Origin of the sequence: Paraburkholderia sp. BR13439 (genome assembly GCF_040948805.1) — a bacterium.
Lineage (GTDB): Bacteria > Pseudomonadota > Gammaproteobacteria > Burkholderiales > Burkholderiaceae > Paraburkholderia > Paraburkholderia youngii.
In genome coordinates this window covers 295956-312172 of sequence record NZ_JBFPKN010000004.1, presented here as the reverse complement: position 1 = coordinate 312172, position 16217 = coordinate 295956, and the positions used below count along the sequence as shown (strand labels likewise).

The 16217-nt window shown below is 61.9% G+C and carries 17 protein-coding genes and 1 pseudogene; 15 read left to right on the top strand and 3 right to left on the bottom strand.

The features are described from left to right. The first annotated feature begins 92 nt into the window (after positions 1-92). Positions 93-428, top strand: coding sequence for a DUF4148 domain-containing protein (locus AB3X96_RS10700; protein WP_368589678.1), 336 nt, complete (start codon positions 93-95; stop codon positions 426-428). Here the strand turns inward: AB3X96_RS10700 and AB3X96_RS10695 are convergent. Further along, entirely contained in the window at positions 422-970 is a 549-nt protein-coding gene (locus tag AB3X96_RS10695) for a hypothetical protein (protein ID WP_368589677.1), read from the bottom strand. The two genes, AB3X96_RS10700 and AB3X96_RS10695, sit on opposite strands and share 7 nt — an antisense overlap. A gap of 762 nt (positions 971-1732) precedes the next feature. Here AB3X96_RS10695 and AB3X96_RS10690 point away from each other — a divergent pair. After that, complete coding sequence (locus AB3X96_RS10690; protein ID WP_368589676.1) at positions 1733-2344, top strand: hypothetical protein; 612 nt, start codon at positions 1733-1735, stop codon at positions 2342-2344. Between the two features lie 81 nt (positions 2345-2425). Here AB3X96_RS10690 and AB3X96_RS10685 read toward each other — a convergent pair whose 3' ends face one another. Continuing rightward, complete coding sequence (locus tag AB3X96_RS10685) at positions 2426-3736, bottom strand: MFS transporter (RefSeq protein ID WP_368589675.1); 1311 nt, start codon at positions 3734-3736, stop codon at positions 2426-2428. A 178-nt stretch (positions 3737-3914) separates the two neighbouring features. Further along, positions 3915-5009, bottom strand: coding sequence for a tartrate dehydrogenase (locus AB3X96_RS10680; protein ID WP_368589674.1), 1095 nt, complete (start codon positions 5007-5009; stop codon positions 3915-3917). Positions 5010-5133: 124 nt separating this feature from the next. Here AB3X96_RS10680 and AB3X96_RS10675 point away from each other — a divergent pair, with 124 nt between their 5' ends. The 13 genes and pseudogenes from AB3X96_RS10675 to AB3X96_RS10615 all read left to right on the top strand — a co-directional run bounded on the left by AB3X96_RS10675 (position 5134) and on the right by AB3X96_RS10615 (position 16216). Next, positions 5134-6060, top strand: coding sequence for a LysR substrate-binding domain-containing protein (locus tag AB3X96_RS10675; RefSeq protein WP_368589673.1), 927 nt, complete (start codon positions 5134-5136; stop codon positions 6058-6060). 220 nt (positions 6061-6280) lie between these two features. Then, a pseudogene (locus AB3X96_RS10670) lies at positions 6281-6697 on the top strand (BPSL0067 family protein). 556 nt (positions 6698-7253) lie between these two features. Then, entirely contained in the window at positions 7254-8552 is a 1299-nt protein-coding gene (locus AB3X96_RS10665) for a TAXI family TRAP transporter solute-binding subunit (protein WP_368589672.1), read from the top strand. Positions 8553-8788: 236 nt separating this feature from the next. Further along, positions 8789-8992 carry a DUF3562 domain-containing protein gene (locus AB3X96_RS10660; protein WP_176107043.1) on the top strand — a complete coding sequence of 68 codons (204 nt, stop codon included), beginning with the start codon at positions 8789-8791 and terminating at the stop codon, positions 8990-8992. Between the two features lie 142 nt (positions 8993-9134). Further along, positions 9135-9596: a GNAT family N-acetyltransferase gene (locus AB3X96_RS10655; RefSeq protein ID WP_176107044.1), complete on the top strand. Its 462-nt coding sequence runs from the start codon at positions 9135-9137 to the stop codon at positions 9594-9596. Between the two features lie 192 nt (positions 9597-9788). Further along, complete coding sequence (locus AB3X96_RS10650) at positions 9789-10085, top strand: hypothetical protein (RefSeq protein ID WP_176107045.1); 297 nt, start codon at positions 9789-9791, stop codon at positions 10083-10085. Between the two features lie 102 nt (positions 10086-10187). Next, entirely contained in the window at positions 10188-11900 is a 1713-nt protein-coding gene (locus AB3X96_RS10645) for an acid phosphatase (RefSeq protein ID WP_368589671.1), read from the top strand. A 216-nt stretch (positions 11901-12116) separates the two neighbouring features. After that, positions 12117-12476 (top strand): DUF3564 domain-containing protein, encoded by a 360-nt coding sequence (locus AB3X96_RS10640; RefSeq protein WP_013092796.1) that lies wholly within the window; start codon positions 12117-12119, stop codon positions 12474-12476. Positions 12477-12797: 321 nt separating this feature from the next. Further along, complete coding sequence (locus tag AB3X96_RS10635; protein WP_368589670.1) at positions 12798-13547, top strand: DNA/RNA non-specific endonuclease; 750 nt, start codon at positions 12798-12800, stop codon at positions 13545-13547. Then, entirely contained in the window at positions 13540-13800 is a 261-nt protein-coding gene (locus AB3X96_RS10630; RefSeq protein WP_368589669.1) for a hypothetical protein, read from the top strand. The genes AB3X96_RS10635 and AB3X96_RS10630 overlap by 8 nt, the downstream gene beginning before the upstream one ends. Before the next feature lie 309 nt (positions 13801-14109). Beyond that, positions 14110-15225: a SpoIIE family protein phosphatase gene (locus AB3X96_RS10625; RefSeq protein WP_368589668.1), complete on the top strand. Its 1116-nt coding sequence runs from the start codon at positions 14110-14112 to the stop codon at positions 15223-15225. A 12-nt stretch (positions 15226-15237) separates the two neighbouring features. After that, positions 15238-15801, top strand: coding sequence for a SiaB family protein kinase (locus AB3X96_RS10620; protein WP_368589667.1), 564 nt, complete (start codon positions 15238-15240; stop codon positions 15799-15801). A 19-nt stretch (positions 15802-15820) separates the two neighbouring features. Beyond that, the gene (locus AB3X96_RS10615) at positions 15821-16216 is read left to right on the top strand and encodes a DUF1987 domain-containing protein (RefSeq protein WP_368589666.1); all 396 of its coding nucleotides are present in this window, start codon (positions 15821-15823) and stop codon (positions 16214-16216) included. Position 16217: the final 1 nt, after the last annotated feature.

Here is a 16217-nt window from a genome sequence, read left to right as displayed (position 1 = left end):
GTGCCGCAAAGCAAAGCGGACGTCGACGCGACTGGATGCACGGGCCACGCAACCGTGGTCTGAACCAACTCAATTGCTCTCAGGTGGATACCATGAAACTCGTCAAGTCGCTGATCGTTGCCGCTATTGTCGCTGTCCCCGTCGTTTCGTTCGCGCAGTCCAACGCGCCGGTTACGCGTGCCCAGGTTCGCGCGGAACTGGTCCAACTCGAAAAGGCGGGTTACAACCCGGCTGCGGATTACAACACCTATCCGCAGGATATCCAGGCCGCCGAGGCGCGCGTGAGCGCGCTGAACGGCGCGGCGGCGTCGGCATATGGCGGGGCGGCGAACGGGTCGTCGGCGGCCGGAGCTGGCGCGGTCAAGGTCCCGGCTCTGTCGCAGCAACAGGACGTTGCCGCCCTCGCCTCGGTCTACGCGCATCATTGATGTTTGGCGAGCGCTGCCCATGTGGGCAGCGGCAATGGAAGACGGCCCGCTTCGAGCGGGCCGTTGCGCATGCACCGGATATCGGCAATCGGGAGGCTTCCAGGCACCGACCAGAGATACGTCGTGAGCCCGAGCGACACCGCGCGCCAGAAGCCGAAACGTTCGGGACCGGCGAAAGCATGCGCGACCAGGCCGCTGCGCACCATATATCCCGCAATCGGCAGACTCACCAGCAGGTAGATCGCGAGCGCGACGATCGCCGGCATCGCCGCAATCACCATCGACCATGCCGGCGAACTCCTCGCGACATCAGCCGTAATCACATGCTCGGAGAATCTCATCAGCGGCACCGCCGCGCGCGGCACCAGAAAGTGAAACGCCACCACGGCGACGATGAAAAGCAGCGTACTCGCGAGCCACTGACGCCACGCGCACGACCACCACACGTAAAGACGCCGCCCGAAACTCATCGCGCGGTTGACGCTGAACAACGCGCCTCTATCCGTGAGCGCCGCAACGCACACCAGCACGACGAACAGCACAGCAGCGAAACGCGTGCTGTCCCCTTGAGGCCGCAGCAGTGGCGGTCGTCGCCCAAAAAGTTCCGCAGATGGCGGGCGATGTAGTCCGAGGGATCGAGCGCCTGCGAAGTGTCGTGCGTTGCCATCTCATGTCCGTATGCCGTGAACTCAAGGTGCAAGGTCGTGCAGGAGAAACGCGACGGCCGGAAAAGGCCGCCGATAACATCATCGTGCTTCAGCATAGACGGCGCGCGGCATCACCGCAGCGAACTCGCCAGGAAAATGAAGCGGCCGCTCAAGCTTTCAATCAGCTCGCTCTGTCGTCTCGTTATCGCGCACGCTCTTTTGCCGGGCGTGACGACGTTGCACATTAGCCACGCGGAACCCCAAAGAAACCGCAATCATTCGCGGCGCGCGATCTGAATGTGCCTTCCTTTTGTCCGATATTCATCAGGTCTGCGCAAATAGCGTGGATTACACTGGTTTTCGCCATGCGACTTTAAAGCGTGGCTGACTCACGAAGTCACCATTGCGCGGACTTTCGTGCATCCTTTCCGCACGTATCCGCCGACACCGGGCGAAACACGACTGCCCGGCGAAAACGTTTCGTCATTCACCACTTTGGCCCCACCTCTGGTCCTTCAACCGACGGCGACCAGGCGTCGCTGCGGCCATTTCATATCGACTATTTTCGTTTGATTGATCCAGGCCCCGATCCCGGCAGCCGAACGGCTGTTGCACGCCGCGATTTCATGCGCCTGATTTGCTAACAAGGAGATGAAGATGAAGACCCGGCATATAAGCGTTTGGACGGCGGTAACCGTTGCAATTCTGTCGCTGAGCGGCACCGCGCAGGGCGGCGGCAGGGGTGGTGGCGACGGTGATGGCGACGGTGGTGGTCGCGGGGGCCTTTGCTCCAAGGCAACGCTAAAGGGACCCTATGGGTTCATCGGTCACGGAGAGATTCTTGGATTGCTCGATTCGACGAACACGCTGCATCCGTTCACGAGCCCGTTGATTTACGATGACGTCGCCCTGGTGACGTTCGACGGCAGCGGTGGTTTCACACGCACTGACGTTGGGAACATCAACGGCGTGCCGAAAGCCGGCTCGACTACCTTCAATCCTCACCAGACCGGCACCTACACGGTGAACTCCGATTGCACCGGAACGATGTCGGTCCGCTACATTACCGGAGGACCTGTGGCGGCTGGCGTCGAGACTGACCTGAACATCGTGATCACTTCGGACGGGACGCAGATCGAATCCGTGGTCTATCGGGCGAGTGTCCCGACAGCCTCGTCGACTCCTGACTACAGCTGTCCGATGAATTGCGTGCAAGGTGTGCAGGAACACTTTGAAGGGAAGAAGGTTCTGGTCTACGGGTTCCGGTAGTCGAGTGCTAACGCATCGGATGAGTTCACGTTCGCCGCCGGCCTTTCAGCCGGCGGCGCTCCCGTATCATCGATGCTTCGCTCAGTGACCTTGCCGCTCGCCCACCGCGACCGGCGCGTGCCTGGTCTGGCGGCTCAGCATCAGCGTCACGACCGCCGACACCGCCAACGTCGCGCCGACCACATAAAGCCCCGCCGTATAGCCACCCGTCACGTTCTTGAGCCAGCCGATCGCAAACGGCCCGACGAAGCCGCCGAGGTTGCCGATCGAGTTGATCATCGCAATCCCCGCCGCCGCCCCGGCGCCCGACAGGAACATGCTCGGCATCGCCCACAGCGGCGCCTTCGCGGCGCTGATGCCGACGTTCACGACGACGAGCGCAAGCACGATCATCAACGCGGTGCTCGCATTGCCGGCGAACACGAAGCCTACGCACGCAAGCGCGCACGGAATCACGACGTGCCACGTACGTTCGTCGGTACGATCCGAGTGCTTCGCCCAGAGCACCATCGCGATCACCGCGAGCACGCTCGGCACACCGGCAAGCAGCCCGGTTTCGAACGTGCCGAAACCATATTGGCGGATGATCAGCGGCGCCCACAAGCCGAGCGTATAAAGTCCCGCCGAGGTGCCGAAGTAGATCAGCGCGAGCGCGAGCACGCGCGGATCGCGCAACGCGCTGAGCGCGCCGGCCGTGTGGCCTGCATGCGCGTGCCGCGCGTCGGCTTCGAGCTTCAGCTTCGCGATCAGCCAGTCGCGCTCCTCGGGCTGCAGCCACTCGGCTTGCGCGGGCTTGTCGGTCAGATACTTGAGCACGCAGAAGCCGAGGATGATCGCCGGCAGGGCTTCGAGTATGTAGAGCATCTGCCAGTCGGCGAGTCCGGCGATCGGCGGCAGTTTCATGATCGCGCCGGAAATCGGCGAGCCGATCGCGGTCGAAATCGGCGCGGCCGCCATGAACCACGCCGCCGCCACCGCGCGTTGCCGCGTCGGAAACCACAGGCTCAGATACAGGATGATGCCGGGAAAGAAGCCCGCTTCCGCGACGCCGAGAATGAAGCGCAGCGCGTAGAAGCTGTTCGGCCCGACGACGAACGCGGACGCGAGCGACACGAGCCCCCACGACACCATCACGCGAGCAATCCAGCGGCGCGCGCCGACCTTGTGCAGGATCAGGTTCGACGGTACTTCGAACAGAAAATAGCCGATAAAGAAGAGCCCGCCGCCGAGGCCGAACGCGGTCGGCGAAAGACCGATCGCCTTGTTCATCGACAACGCGGCGAAGCCCACATTCACGCGATCGAGAAAGCTCACGAAGTACAACAGCATGACGAACGGGATGATCCGCAGCATCAGCTTGCGGGACACCCGGCTTTCGAGTTCCGAAGTCATTGTCTCCTCCTGCTGCGCGCGGCAGTGGACCGCGCGCGAGCCTCGCGCCGGCCGACGTTGGGCCGAGCTAGTCGAGTCAAGGTTGGGTGCCGGCCACGTGGTGGCCGGGGCGTAGACCGTGCGCCTGGGTTGCGCGCGGTTCCCGCTTGGTGCCGGTCAATTCAAGCGAAGCCGGCGTTCAAGCCGCGTTCTCCGCGGGCGTCGCCGCCTGCTCGATGAACGCGCATACGGCCGCCGTCACCTGCGCGGTCGTGGCCGTGCCGCCGAGGTCGCGGGTATGCAGCGACTTGTTCGCGGTGACCGCTTCGACGGCCTGCATCACACGCCTGGCCGCGGCGAATTCGCCGAGGTGTTCGAGCAGCATCACGACCGACCAGAACGTGCCGACCGGATTCGCGAGCCCCTTGCCCATGATGTCGAACGCGGAGCCGTGGATCGGCTCGAACATCGACGGATAGCGGCGCTCCGGATCGATGTTGCCGGTCGGCGCGATGCCGAGGCTGCCCGCGAGCGCGGCTGCGAGGTCGCTGAGAATATCGGCGTGCAGATTGGTGGCGACGATCGTGTCGAGCGTGGCGGGACGATTGACCATGCGCGCGGTGGCCGCGTCGACGAGTTCCTTGTCCCACGTGACGTCCGGAAACTCCCTGGAGATTTCGAGCGCGATCTCGTCCCACATCACCATCGCGTGACGCTGCGCGTTGCTCTTCGTGATCACGGTCAACAGCTTGCGCGGGCGCGACTGCGCGAGGCGGAACGCGAAGCGCATGATGCGCTCGACGCCGGCGCGCGTCATGATCGACACGTCGGTCGCGGCTTCGATCGGATGGCCCTGATGCACGCGGCCACCAACACCCGAGTATTCCCCCTCCGAGTTTTCGCGAACGATGACCCAGTTCAGGTCCTCGGGCTTGCAGTACTTCAGCGGCGCGTCGATGCCGGGCAAGATGCGTGTCGGGCGCACGTTCGCGTATTGATCGAAGCCCTGGCAGATCTTCAGACGCAGACCCCACAGCGTGATGTGGTCGGGAATGTCCTTGTCGCCCGCCGAGCCGAACAGGATCGCATCCTTGTTGCGGATCGCATCTAGCCCGTTGGCCGGCATCATCAGGCCGTGCTGGCGATAGTAGTCGCCGCCCCAATCGAAGTTCTCGAACTCGAACGTGAAGGCGCGCGTGGTCTTCGCGAGCGCTTCGAGCACCTGCGCGCCGGCCGGCACGACCTCCTTGCCGATGCCGTCGCCGGGAATGGTTGCGATGCGATAGGTCTTCATGTCTGCGTCCTGTGCTTGGTGAATGGCGTGAGTGGACTCTAGCGCGATCGCATGGGTAAAAACCGGTGCTAAACTCAAAGCATCTTTAACTTGCATTCACAAATGCGAAGGCGTGGAAACGACGATGCGTGACACCGTGCAGCCAGCGGATCTGGGCTTTTTCTCGACGCTCGCCGCGAGCGGCAGTCTCAGCGCGGCCGCGCGCGAACTCGGGCTGACCGCGGCCGCCGTCAGCAAGCGCCTCACGCAGATGGAACAGCGCGCGGGCGTCGCGCTCTTGAACCGCACGACGCGCCGCATGATGCTGACGCCCGAAGGCGAGCTATACCTCGAACGCGCGCGGCGGATTCTCGACGAGATCGACGAACTGGCCGAACTGCTCGGCTCCGCGAAGAAGACACCGAAGGGTTTGCTGCGCGTAAACGCGACGCTCGGCTTCGGGCGCAGCCATATCGGACCGGCGATTTCGCGCTTCGTCGCGCGGTATCCGCAAGTGTCGGTTCAACTGCAGTTGTCGGTCACGCCCCCGCCGCTCACCGACGACAGCTTCGACGTCTGCATCCGCTTCGGCGAGCCGCCCGATACGCGCGTAGTCGCACGCCGGCTTGCGCCGAACCGGCGTCTGCTGTGCGCGGCGCCGTCATATCTCGCGGCGCACGGCACGCCGCTCACGGCGCACGATCTGACGCGCCACAACTGCATCGGCATTCGGCAGGGAGACGAAGCGTATGGCGTGTGGCGGCTGACGTCGGGACGCGGCGCCGCGCGCAAGACCGAGGCGGTGCGCATCAAGGGAACGCTGACCACCAACGACGGCGAGATCGCCGTCAAATGGGCGCTCGAAGGACACGGCATCCTGATGCGCGCGGAATGGGACATCCGGCAGTATCTGGCGGAGGGGTCGCTCGTTCAGTTGCTGCCTGATCACGACACGCCGAATGCGGACATCTTCGCGGTGTATTCGCCGCGGCATCAGATGTCGAATCGGATTCGCGCGTTTGTCGAGTTCATTGCGCGGGAGTTGGGGGGTGAGGTGGGGGTGGTTGTGTAGTGCTGCGGAGCGGTTAACTCGTCGCGGAGCTACTCGACACATTGCGACACATTGATCGGGAGGCTGTTTCTTGGTCGCTAGATGTTGAATCACAATCTGGACGGCCTTATCAGCAGATCGGCATTATCTGAAAATCGAGTACTGCTTGTTTTTGCACGATTGCCTCGATAGTGTGTGCTGAGTCTTATCGCCTTTCACTGGCTGTGGAGAAGTAGAAAAGATGCGCTATGTCGCTGATACGGAAAAGGCAGATGACCTGATCAACCAAGGGCATCTGATTGGGAATGGCCAGTGCGTTACACTCGTTCATGCTGTTGTGAGTATTCCGCCGTCTTCCTTATGGAAAAGGGGAGACCGAGTCCAAGGCAATTTCCTCATCGCCAAAGGAACCGTAATAGCCGCATTCGACAGCAATGGACGATATGGAAATCACACGAACTGAACCAGCCATGCGGCAATTTATTTCGGGCAAACACTGGATGGAATCACTGTAATTGACCAGTGGAATGGCCATACCAAACAACCTCCGCATCGGCGTACTATCCATTTCCGTCGCGGCCATGGAACAGCAAATATGGTCACTGCGACGATGGTGGGATTGCTGAAGGCTATTCCGAGACAATCGCTCGATTGCTGATTGACCACTGGAAAGCACTGCCGGAACTCGATGCACAAATCAAGCTCGATCCGCCACTAGAATCGTTCGTGCTGCGTCACATTAATTCAACGCTTGATACTGCCGACCTTGCAAAGATCGTTACGCTCTCTACCAGATCTTGTCCAAAAGGCATGAGTTCACTGTGTAAAGCATTGCTAATGCCGCATCGCAGGCTGAACAGTAACCGCTGCGACGGCTACGCGTGCGTGCGTATGTGCTGCGCCTTGCTAATGGGATCGAAGGTGCCTCCTACACCGCAACTCCCTCTGACTGAACGAACGACGCGCGTGTTCGTACGGCGGGAGGGCCTGTACGACTGCAATCTGTAGCACGAAAATCGCGATCGCCACAGTCTGTAACAGACCCCGCCTCTTTTCACTGCACATCACTGGCTATCGAATAAAACTCCCCGATATCATAAAGTTGAGGGATCAAACCCCGATCCGACTCCTTTACTCACCAAGGCCGGACCTGACCAAACCGGGTAATGATGCCGAGACCAGACCCCGCGCCGTACCGCAGCCCGAGAACCCCGATGACACGGCGGCGCCGGCGTCTTCTGATCATCGGCGCGATCGTGCTGGTCGCCGCATTCGGCTGGATGGTCGCGCTGATCCTCGAGCCCGCGTTCCAGCGCACGATCGTCATCACTTCCGGCGCAGACGGCGGCATTTATCGCGGCTTTGCCGATCGCTACGCGCCGCTGCTCAAGCGCGAAGGCATCAAGCTCGACATCCGCAGTTCGTCCGGCTCGGTCGAAAACTACCAGCGCCTCGCTGACCCGGACAGCGCCTATCAGGTCGGCTTCATCCAGTCGGGCACGACCCGTCCGAAAGACACGGACAATCTGCAAACCATCGCCGCCGTATCGTACGAGCCGATCTGGGTGTTCTATCGCGGCAACGCGACGATCGACCGGCTGTCGCAACTGCGCGGCAAGCGCATTTCGATAGGCGTGCCGGGCAGCGGGCTGCTCAACGTCTCCCAGGTGCTGCTCGGCTACAGCGGCGTCACGAGCCAGAACTCGACGCTGCTGCAGATGGACGCGAACGCCGCATACGAAGGGCTGGAAAGCGGCCAGATCGACGCGGCGTTCTTCATCGGCCGGCCCGACGCCGACATGCAGCACACGCTGCTGACCAGCAACCTGAAGCTGATGAGCTTCGCGCAGGCCGATGCACTGGCGCAAAAATTCCCGTCGCTGTCGAAGATCGTATTGCCGCGTGCTTCGACGAGCGTCGCCGACGATCTGCCGCGCAGCGACGTCACGCTGCTCGCGGCGACGGCGCTGCTGGTGTCGAAGGACACGCTGCATCCGGCGCTCGTCTATCTGCTGCTCGACGCGGCGCGCACGGTGCACGGCGGCGAGGACTACTTCACGCCGCTCGGCACGTTCCCGAACCTGAACACCGAAGAATTCCCGATCTCCGACGAAAGCGTGCGCTACTTCAAATCGGGCCGGCCGTTTCTGTATCGCTACCTGCCGTTCTGGCTCGCGAGTCTGATCGAACGGCGGCTGCTGATCCTGGTGCCGTTCCTCGCGCTGCTGATCGGCCTCGCCCAGGCGCTGCCGCGCATGCTCGAAGCGCGTATGAAGAAACGCCTGTTCGTGTGGTACCGCGCGATCAAGGCGCTCGAGGACGAAGTATGGAAGAACGCCGAGCCGACTCGCGCGCAGGTCGCGCAATGGAGTGACGAGATTGAAAACATCGACGCGAACGCTAGCCAGATCCGGATTCCGTACCGCTACTTTCAGGACGTTTACGCGCTGAAGCAGGCGATCGGCGTCGTGCGCGACCGGATCGCGCACGTAGCGCAGAAGATGGAGAAGTAGAGACGCCGCTCCTTACCCCTGCACGTTTCCCGGGTATTCACCACCGCCGTACCGGTTGATTTTCCGCGCGCCCTCGCCGCAGGGTCGCTTGCCGCAGCGCAAGAAGAAAATCTCTGTGAAATCGGTCGGACGATAGGCCGATTTAATTGGCGTGCTCGCGAATCGCATCCTGTAATGGACTCCTGCCGTGCGCGTACCGTCCATCCAGTCCGCCGCACACTAACCGGAGAGCGTCCATGTCGCAGCCCGAGCCGAATGTAGACGAAATAGTCCGCAGCATCGCCGAAGAAACCGACACGCCGACCGAAACGGTGTCCCGCATGTACGCCGATACGCTCGCCGAATTCCGGAGCGAGGCGCGCGTGTTCGACTACGTGCCGCTGTTCGCCGCGAAGAAAGTCCGCAACGAGCTTCGCCAGAAGCATCCTCGCAAGCACTGACTCGCTGCAGGCGGTGATGCATCGGCTCACCGCACTGCCGCAAGCGTCGTGGCTCCAGATCTGTCGTTCATGGTGGAGCTAACAATCACGTCGCAAATTTTCTATGCTGGCGGTTCCACAGCTTTCCACAGGAGCCGCCCACATGTCCGCCCCGCTGCAGATTCGCGCCGTCACCCGCGACGATTTCGATGCATGGCTGCCGCTATGGGACGCCTACAACGCGTTTTATGGCCGCTCGGGCGAGACCGCGTTGCCGCGCGAGATCACGCAAATCACCTGGAATCGCTTTTTCGATGGCTACGAGCCGATGCATGCGTTCGTCGCCGAACGCGCCGGGCAATTGCAGGGCATCGTGCATTTTCTGTATCACCGCCATACGACGATGGCGGGACCGATCTGCTATCTGCAGGACCTATACACGCTCGATAGCGAGCGCGGCAAGGGTGTCGGCCGTGCGCTGATCGAGGCCGTCTATGCGCGGGCACAAGCCGACGGCGCGCAACGCGTCTACTGGCAGACGCACGAGACGAACCGCACCGCGATGCAGCTCTATGACAAGGTCGCGGACAAGTCCGGCTTCGTGGTTTATCGGAAAACGCTTTGACGCCTGATCGCGGCTCAGCGGATGCGTGCTGAGCCCGATCGCGTCGCGCTATGCGGTTCATGCGATTCAATTCAGGACGATAGCGCGAAGCATGCGGCGATTCGGCCACGCGGTGCTATGCTTTGATCCGGTCCAGCGGCGCGGTGTGTCCCAGCCGCGCGCTCGCGCCGCCCAAGCGTAGGAGGCCACGTCATGCCCAACGCGATCCAGATTCAGGTTGCCGACTCGCATCTTTATCCGGGCTGCGCGGTGCGCATCGCCGAACTTCCCGAACCGGCCGGCGCGCCGAACCTCGCCGAGGCGCGCGTCGAGTTCGCGGATGGCTCCGGCGCGCACGCCACCTATCATCGGCGCGCGCATGACGAACTCGAATTGACCGTCGACCGTTACGCGACGCAAAAGCGTCATCCGATCGACGCACGGCACTGGCTACTATTGGCTGTCGATGCCACGCATCACAGCTGGCGCGTGAAGCGTCGGCTGCCGTAAAGCCGCGAGGCCTGCCGGCCTCGGCGGACCCCATAACCGGTGTCGCGCGCGCCGCCTCCAGCGGTGCGGAAGCGACCGTCACGTCTCCTTCGGAACTCACCGATGACCGACCACGATCCTCACCTGCCGCCGAAACTGGACAACCCCGATTCAATCGACAACACCAACGACGCCCCCGACGATCCCGAACGCCGGCGCGTCCTGACCGGTCTCGCGGCAGTCGGCCTCGGCCTCGCGCTGCCCGGCTGCAAAACGGGCGAGGCATTCGCGGGCAACGGCCCGCCGCGCAGCGCCGCCGACTTGCGGCTCGACGCTGCGCTGCACGATCAGGTGAAGAACATCGTGGTGATTTACGCGGAGAACCGCAGCTTCGCGAACCTGTACGGCAACTACCCGGGTGTCCAGCATCCGCTCGACGCGGTCACCGCCGAGCAATACGTCCAGCTCGACCGCGATGGCAAGACGCCGCTACCGCGGCTGCCGGCGATCTGGGGCGGGCTCGTGCCGCAGGCGCAGGAAGTGGACGGCAAGCGCTATATGATTGGCGAAAAGGATCTCGATCATCTGCGCAACCGGCCGTTCCAGATTGTCGATGCGCACGGCGCGCCGCTGCCGACCGGCGTGATCACCCGCGATCTGATCCATCGCTTCTATCAGAACCAGATGCAGATCAACGCGGGGCGCAACAACCAGTTCGCCGCGTGGGGCGATTCGGGCGGCCTCGTGATGGGCCACTACCGCAATTCCGCCGACTCACTGCGTCTCTGGAATCTGGCGCAGCAGTACACGCTGTGCGACAACTTCTTCATGGCCGCTTTCGGCGGTTCGTGGCTGAATCACATCTTCCTGATCTCGGCGCAGGCGCCGTACTACCCGGACATCCACAACAGCCCGGCGAGGAAGATGGTGTCGGTCGTGGAAGGCGACGATCCGACCGGCACCCGTTTGAAGCTCGCGCCCAATTCGCCCGCGTCGGCGCTCGACGGTCCGCCAAAGTTCGTCAATGACGGCGCTTTCACCGCCGACGGCTACGCAGTCAACACGATGGCGCCGCCGTATCAGCCGAGCAGCGTGCGTCCAGCCGAAGGCGGCGACCCGGCATTTGCTGATCCGTCGGACCCGCGCGTGATGCCGCCGCAGAATTACGCGACGATCGGCGACCGGCTGACCGCCAAGGGCATCGACTGGGCGTGGTACAGCGGCGCATGGCAATTCGCGCTCGATCATCGCGATACGGGATCGATGCCCGACTTTCAGTATCACCATCAGCCGTTTAACTACTTCGCCAATTACGCGCCGGGCACGGCCGCGCGCCGCCGCTATCTGCGCGACGGCGGGATGGGCAACGACGCGTCGACCAATCGCCTGATCGCCGACATCGACGCGGGACGTTTGCCGACCGTCACGTTCTACAAACCGCAGGGCGACCTGAACATGCACGCGGGCTATGCCGACGTCGCCTCGGGCGACCGTCACATCGCGACGCTGATCGAGCATATTCAGCGCGGGCCACAATGGCAGAACACGGTCGTGATCGTCACCGTCGACGAGAACGGCGGTTGGTGGGACCACGTCGCGCCGCCGATCGGCGATCGCTGGGGGCCGGGTTCGCGCGTTCCCGCGCTGGTGATCTCGCCGCTCGCGAAGAAGGGTTACGTCGATCACACGGTGTACGACACGAACTCAATTCTGCGTTTTATTAGTCGTGTGCATGGACTCGCTCCGCTCGATGGCGTGGTAGCGCGCGACAAGGCATTCGCCAGCAACGGACTCGCGCCGCTCGGCGATCTGACCACTTCGCTCGATCTCGCTTGACGCCTGTCGGCTGCGTTGATTTGCCGCGCCTCGCGGTGTGCATGTGCTCATTCCAGCATGCATATCGCGTACGGCGCGCCGCTTCGAGCATGCATCGTACCTCGCCTCACGGTTTGGCGAATTATTTTTCCATTCGCAAATCATGCCTTTGTCTTGCATAAAGCGCCGCGCCGCCTAGACTGGTAAAGCCCTTCGCAATTTATGAACGGAACTGCTATGCGACTGACCATCCTGATCAACGGTTCCGATCCCACCGTAAGCCATGATTACGCTGTGCTCTGGCTCGATACTGATGAACATCGGTGGTCGAGAGAAGCGCATCAAGGGATCGACTTGCCCCCTTGGGGTGAACTGCGCGACGAGAACGGCGTGACCACGCTGTGCGCACCGAGCGCCGACGCGCCGCTCTGTACGTTGCGCGGTCTGCACGTCGATCGCAAGGAACGAGTGAGCGCCGCGCAAGGCGCCGCAGCATGGACCGCGCTGCGAACCCGCAAGGCGACTAGCGGCTTCTGGCGTTTGCAGGCGGTGGATCGTCAAAAAACTCGCGCTGAAAACAGCGTGTTCGGTAATTAATCTCCGGCGCGCTTCGCCGCGCTGCCTCTTTTCCGGTCGAAACTTCCGGCTCGTTCTGCGAGCACTGCTCGAGCGCGTAAATCTGTTCGTGCGCAAACGAACATAACGTACCGCGAGAACGCAGGTCTTAAGACCTTCTTAAGATTGCGTGAGTAGAGTCGGAAGTCCACGCATTCGGGTCGCTGCAAAGCGGCCCACTTTTTTGTGCGGCGCACGCCGCCTCTTCTGTTTCCCATCCCCTTTCTTTGATTCGCATGGTGCGGTCGCTCGATGCGGGCCGCGACGCTATACTTGCGTCCCCTTTCATCGAACCACCGACACATGAAGAAGTGGCTTGCCTGTCTGTTCCTCGCCGTCGCCGCTCATGCGGGCGCGGCGCCCTCCTGCACCAGTTTCACGCCGAATGCGCAATGGCCCGTCCTCACCAATCAGAAGATGGCGCCCAAAACGCGCATGCTTTGTTATAGCGATTTCGCGGTGCTGCATTCGGGTATCACGCACGGTCCGCTGTGGTCGGCCGAGCATCTGACACGCGAGCACATCGAAGAGGCGAAGGACATGGTGCGTACCAACAAGTTCTTCGAAGACTCGCGTCTGCCCGAAGGCGAAGGCGCGACCCTCGCCGACTACAAACGCAGCGGCTTCGATCGCGGCCATATGAGTCCGGCGGGCAATCGCTGGAACAATGAGGCGATGGCGCAATCGTTCTCGCTCGCGAACATCGTGCCGCAAGACCGTCAGAACAACCAACGATTGTGGGCACGCATCGAAACTGCGGTGCGTAAGATCGCACTAGCCTACGACGACACGTACGTCGTCACCGGACCTCTGTTCACCGGACAGCAATTGCAGACGATCGGACCGACGCGCGTGTTCGTGCCGACCCAGTTGTACAAGGTCGTCTATGTGCCGTCGCGTCAACTGGCATTCGCAGTCGTGGTTGATAATGTAGCGACCAACCGCTACGACATGCGCACGATTCACGAGCTCGAAGCAATGTCGGGCATCCGCTTTCCGGGCATTCCGGATAACCTGAAGAACCAGCGGCCAGGAGGACTAAAAGGTGTTTAAGCCCTATTCGAACGATGAGGATGTGCTCAACATTCAGGGCGATGCGCTCACGCTCAGCAACGGCACGACGCGTGTCGTGCTGAACGGCACGCTCGAATTGACGCGCGATCAACGCGGCCTGAAGGCGGCGCTCGCGCTGAAGGAAGCGCTCGACGCGATCGTCGCGAGTCTTCAGGCGCAGAAGGATTTGCCGGCGAAGGTGCAGGACGAGCCGGATGCCAAGCCGGGTGTCGTGCAGAATCCATTTGAATAAGTGGACCTTCAGCGTTGCATTTGCGCAACCTCGCAGCCCGCAAGTTTTACTGATGTCGGTCACGCAAACCTTTGCGTGACCACTCGTTTTCCAATCTCGCGCCAATCGAGCGGATCGCCTCCGCTCTGTCACATAAAGTACATGGAGAAACCTTAGCGTGCGAGGTTTCCTCATACATCGACTGGCGTCGCCATGCATCCAGCGTTCTCGAGATTTCGCCGTTCTTCCGCACAGGGGAATCCGCGCACAGCCGGAGACTTGTGCCATGAAGTTCCATCCGTAGACGTTGAAGACCCCAACTCCGTGGTCATGGAGATCTTCTCGGCGCGCCGCGACATGCAGAGCCTCGCTGTCATCAATGACCACCGTCCCATCGGCCTGATCAACCGCGATATCTTCATGTCGCAGATGAGCAAGCCGTTCCATCGCGAGCTTTACGACAAGAAGAGTTGCATCGCGTTCATGGACAAGGACCCGCTCATCGTCGATGCCGACGTGAGCATCGAAGCGCTGACCTTCAGGACCGTCGAGGCCGGAGAAAAAGCACTGGTCGATGGTTTCATCGTGACACGCGACGGACTCTTCTCAGGTCTCGGCAGTGGTCTGCAATTGATCAGCGCGGTCGCGGAAATGCAGGCGGAGAAGAACCGCCAGATCATGCAGAGTATCGAGTACGCCAGCGTGATCCAGCGCGCCATGTTGCGCGCTTCCAGCGAGACGCTGTCAATGAAGCTGCGCGACGCGGCGATGGTCTGGGAACCTCGCGACGTAGTCGGCGGCGACTTCTATCATTTCGCGGCCTTTCCGACCGGCTGGTTCGGCGCTGTTGCCGATTGCACCGGACATGGCGTTCCCGGCGCCTTCATGACCTTGCTTGCTTCGGCGTCGTTGTCGAAGGCGCTCGAACAGATCGGGCCGCGCGACCCCGCCGCGCTGCTGGCGGCCGTCAATCGCAACGTCAAGGCCTTGCTGGGGCAAGTGAACAGTGCCGACGAAGGAACCCAATCCAACGACGGCCTGGACACGGCACTCTTCTGGTTCGATGCGACGGAGAGCATGCTGCATTTTGCCGGCGCGAGGATCGCGCTGCACATCCTGTCACCCGATGCCGCGGAGTTCGAGACGATCAGCGCCGACCGCATGGGCGTCGGTTACGTGGACAGTCTCGCCGACTATGCGTGGAGCTTGCGCTCGATTCCGGTCACCGCGGGTAGCCTGCTGTTCATCTATACCGACGGCCTCGCCGATCAGATCGGCGGTCCGCGCAACATTTCTTTCGGCCGGCGCCGTGCGCTCGACCTGATCCTCGAAAACCGCGCCGAAACCCCAGCGACGATTTGCGAGCGCGTCCGGCTCGCGCTCGCGGAATGGCAAGGCAATCAACCGCGCCGTGACGACGTCACGCTTTTCTGTGCCCGCATTTAGTGAATTCCCAGAATGTCTCAACTACTAGAACAAGACAGCGCCTTTTTCGAACTCGCGCAGCGGCGCAATGTGCTCTTCTATCACAAGGGCTACTTCTCCCATAACATCGTCGCGTCGATGGGCGAAGTCGTGAAACTGCAACTCGAAGTCGCCGGCGTCAGCGGTCCGACCCGCCGCAAACTCTTCTCGTCTTTTATCGAGCTGGCACAGAACATCGTTCATTACTCGTCGAACGCGCTGGAGCCAGGCGGCGAAGGGACGGGCGCGATACGCGAGGGCGCGGTGTGCATCTCCAGGCACGGCGAGCATCACGTGATGTTGTGCGTCAATCCCATCGCGACCGCCGAGGTCGAGGGCCTGCGCAACAAGCTGGAGCCTCTGCGCAGCATGTCGCTCGAAGAAATCAAGCAGGCGTACAAGGTGACATTGCGCGCCGACGCGCCGAAGGACAGCAAGGGCGCCGGCCTTGGCTTCCTGACGATGGCGCGCGATGCGAGCGCGCCGCTTGAATTCGCTTTTCATCCGCGTGCCGACGAACCCGGCACCACGCTGTTTTGCCTCATGGCCATCATCTGAGCAGGAAGGCACAAGAACAATGGAAAACCTACACATCCCCGCGACGACGACGTCGCCCGAAGTCGACTTTCGCTTCGACCAACACGCGTTGTCGATCAAGGGTGAGTCCTACCCGGAAAATGCAGCGGCTTTTTACGCGCCGATCATCGAGCTGATGCGCAAGTACCTCGCAGCGAACACCGGGGCCGAAATCACCATCGACGTCGCGTTGACGTACTTCAACAGCTCGAGCACCAAGATGCTGTTCAGCATCTTCGACGCGCTCGATCAGGCGGCGGAATCGGGAAGCCGCGTGTCGATGAACTGGTATCGCGACGAGGAAGACGAGACCATTGCCGAATTCGGTGAAGAACTGAAGGCCGATTTCCGCGCGATCGAGTTCACCGATCGCCCCATCGCGCAGCAAGGAAAATAAG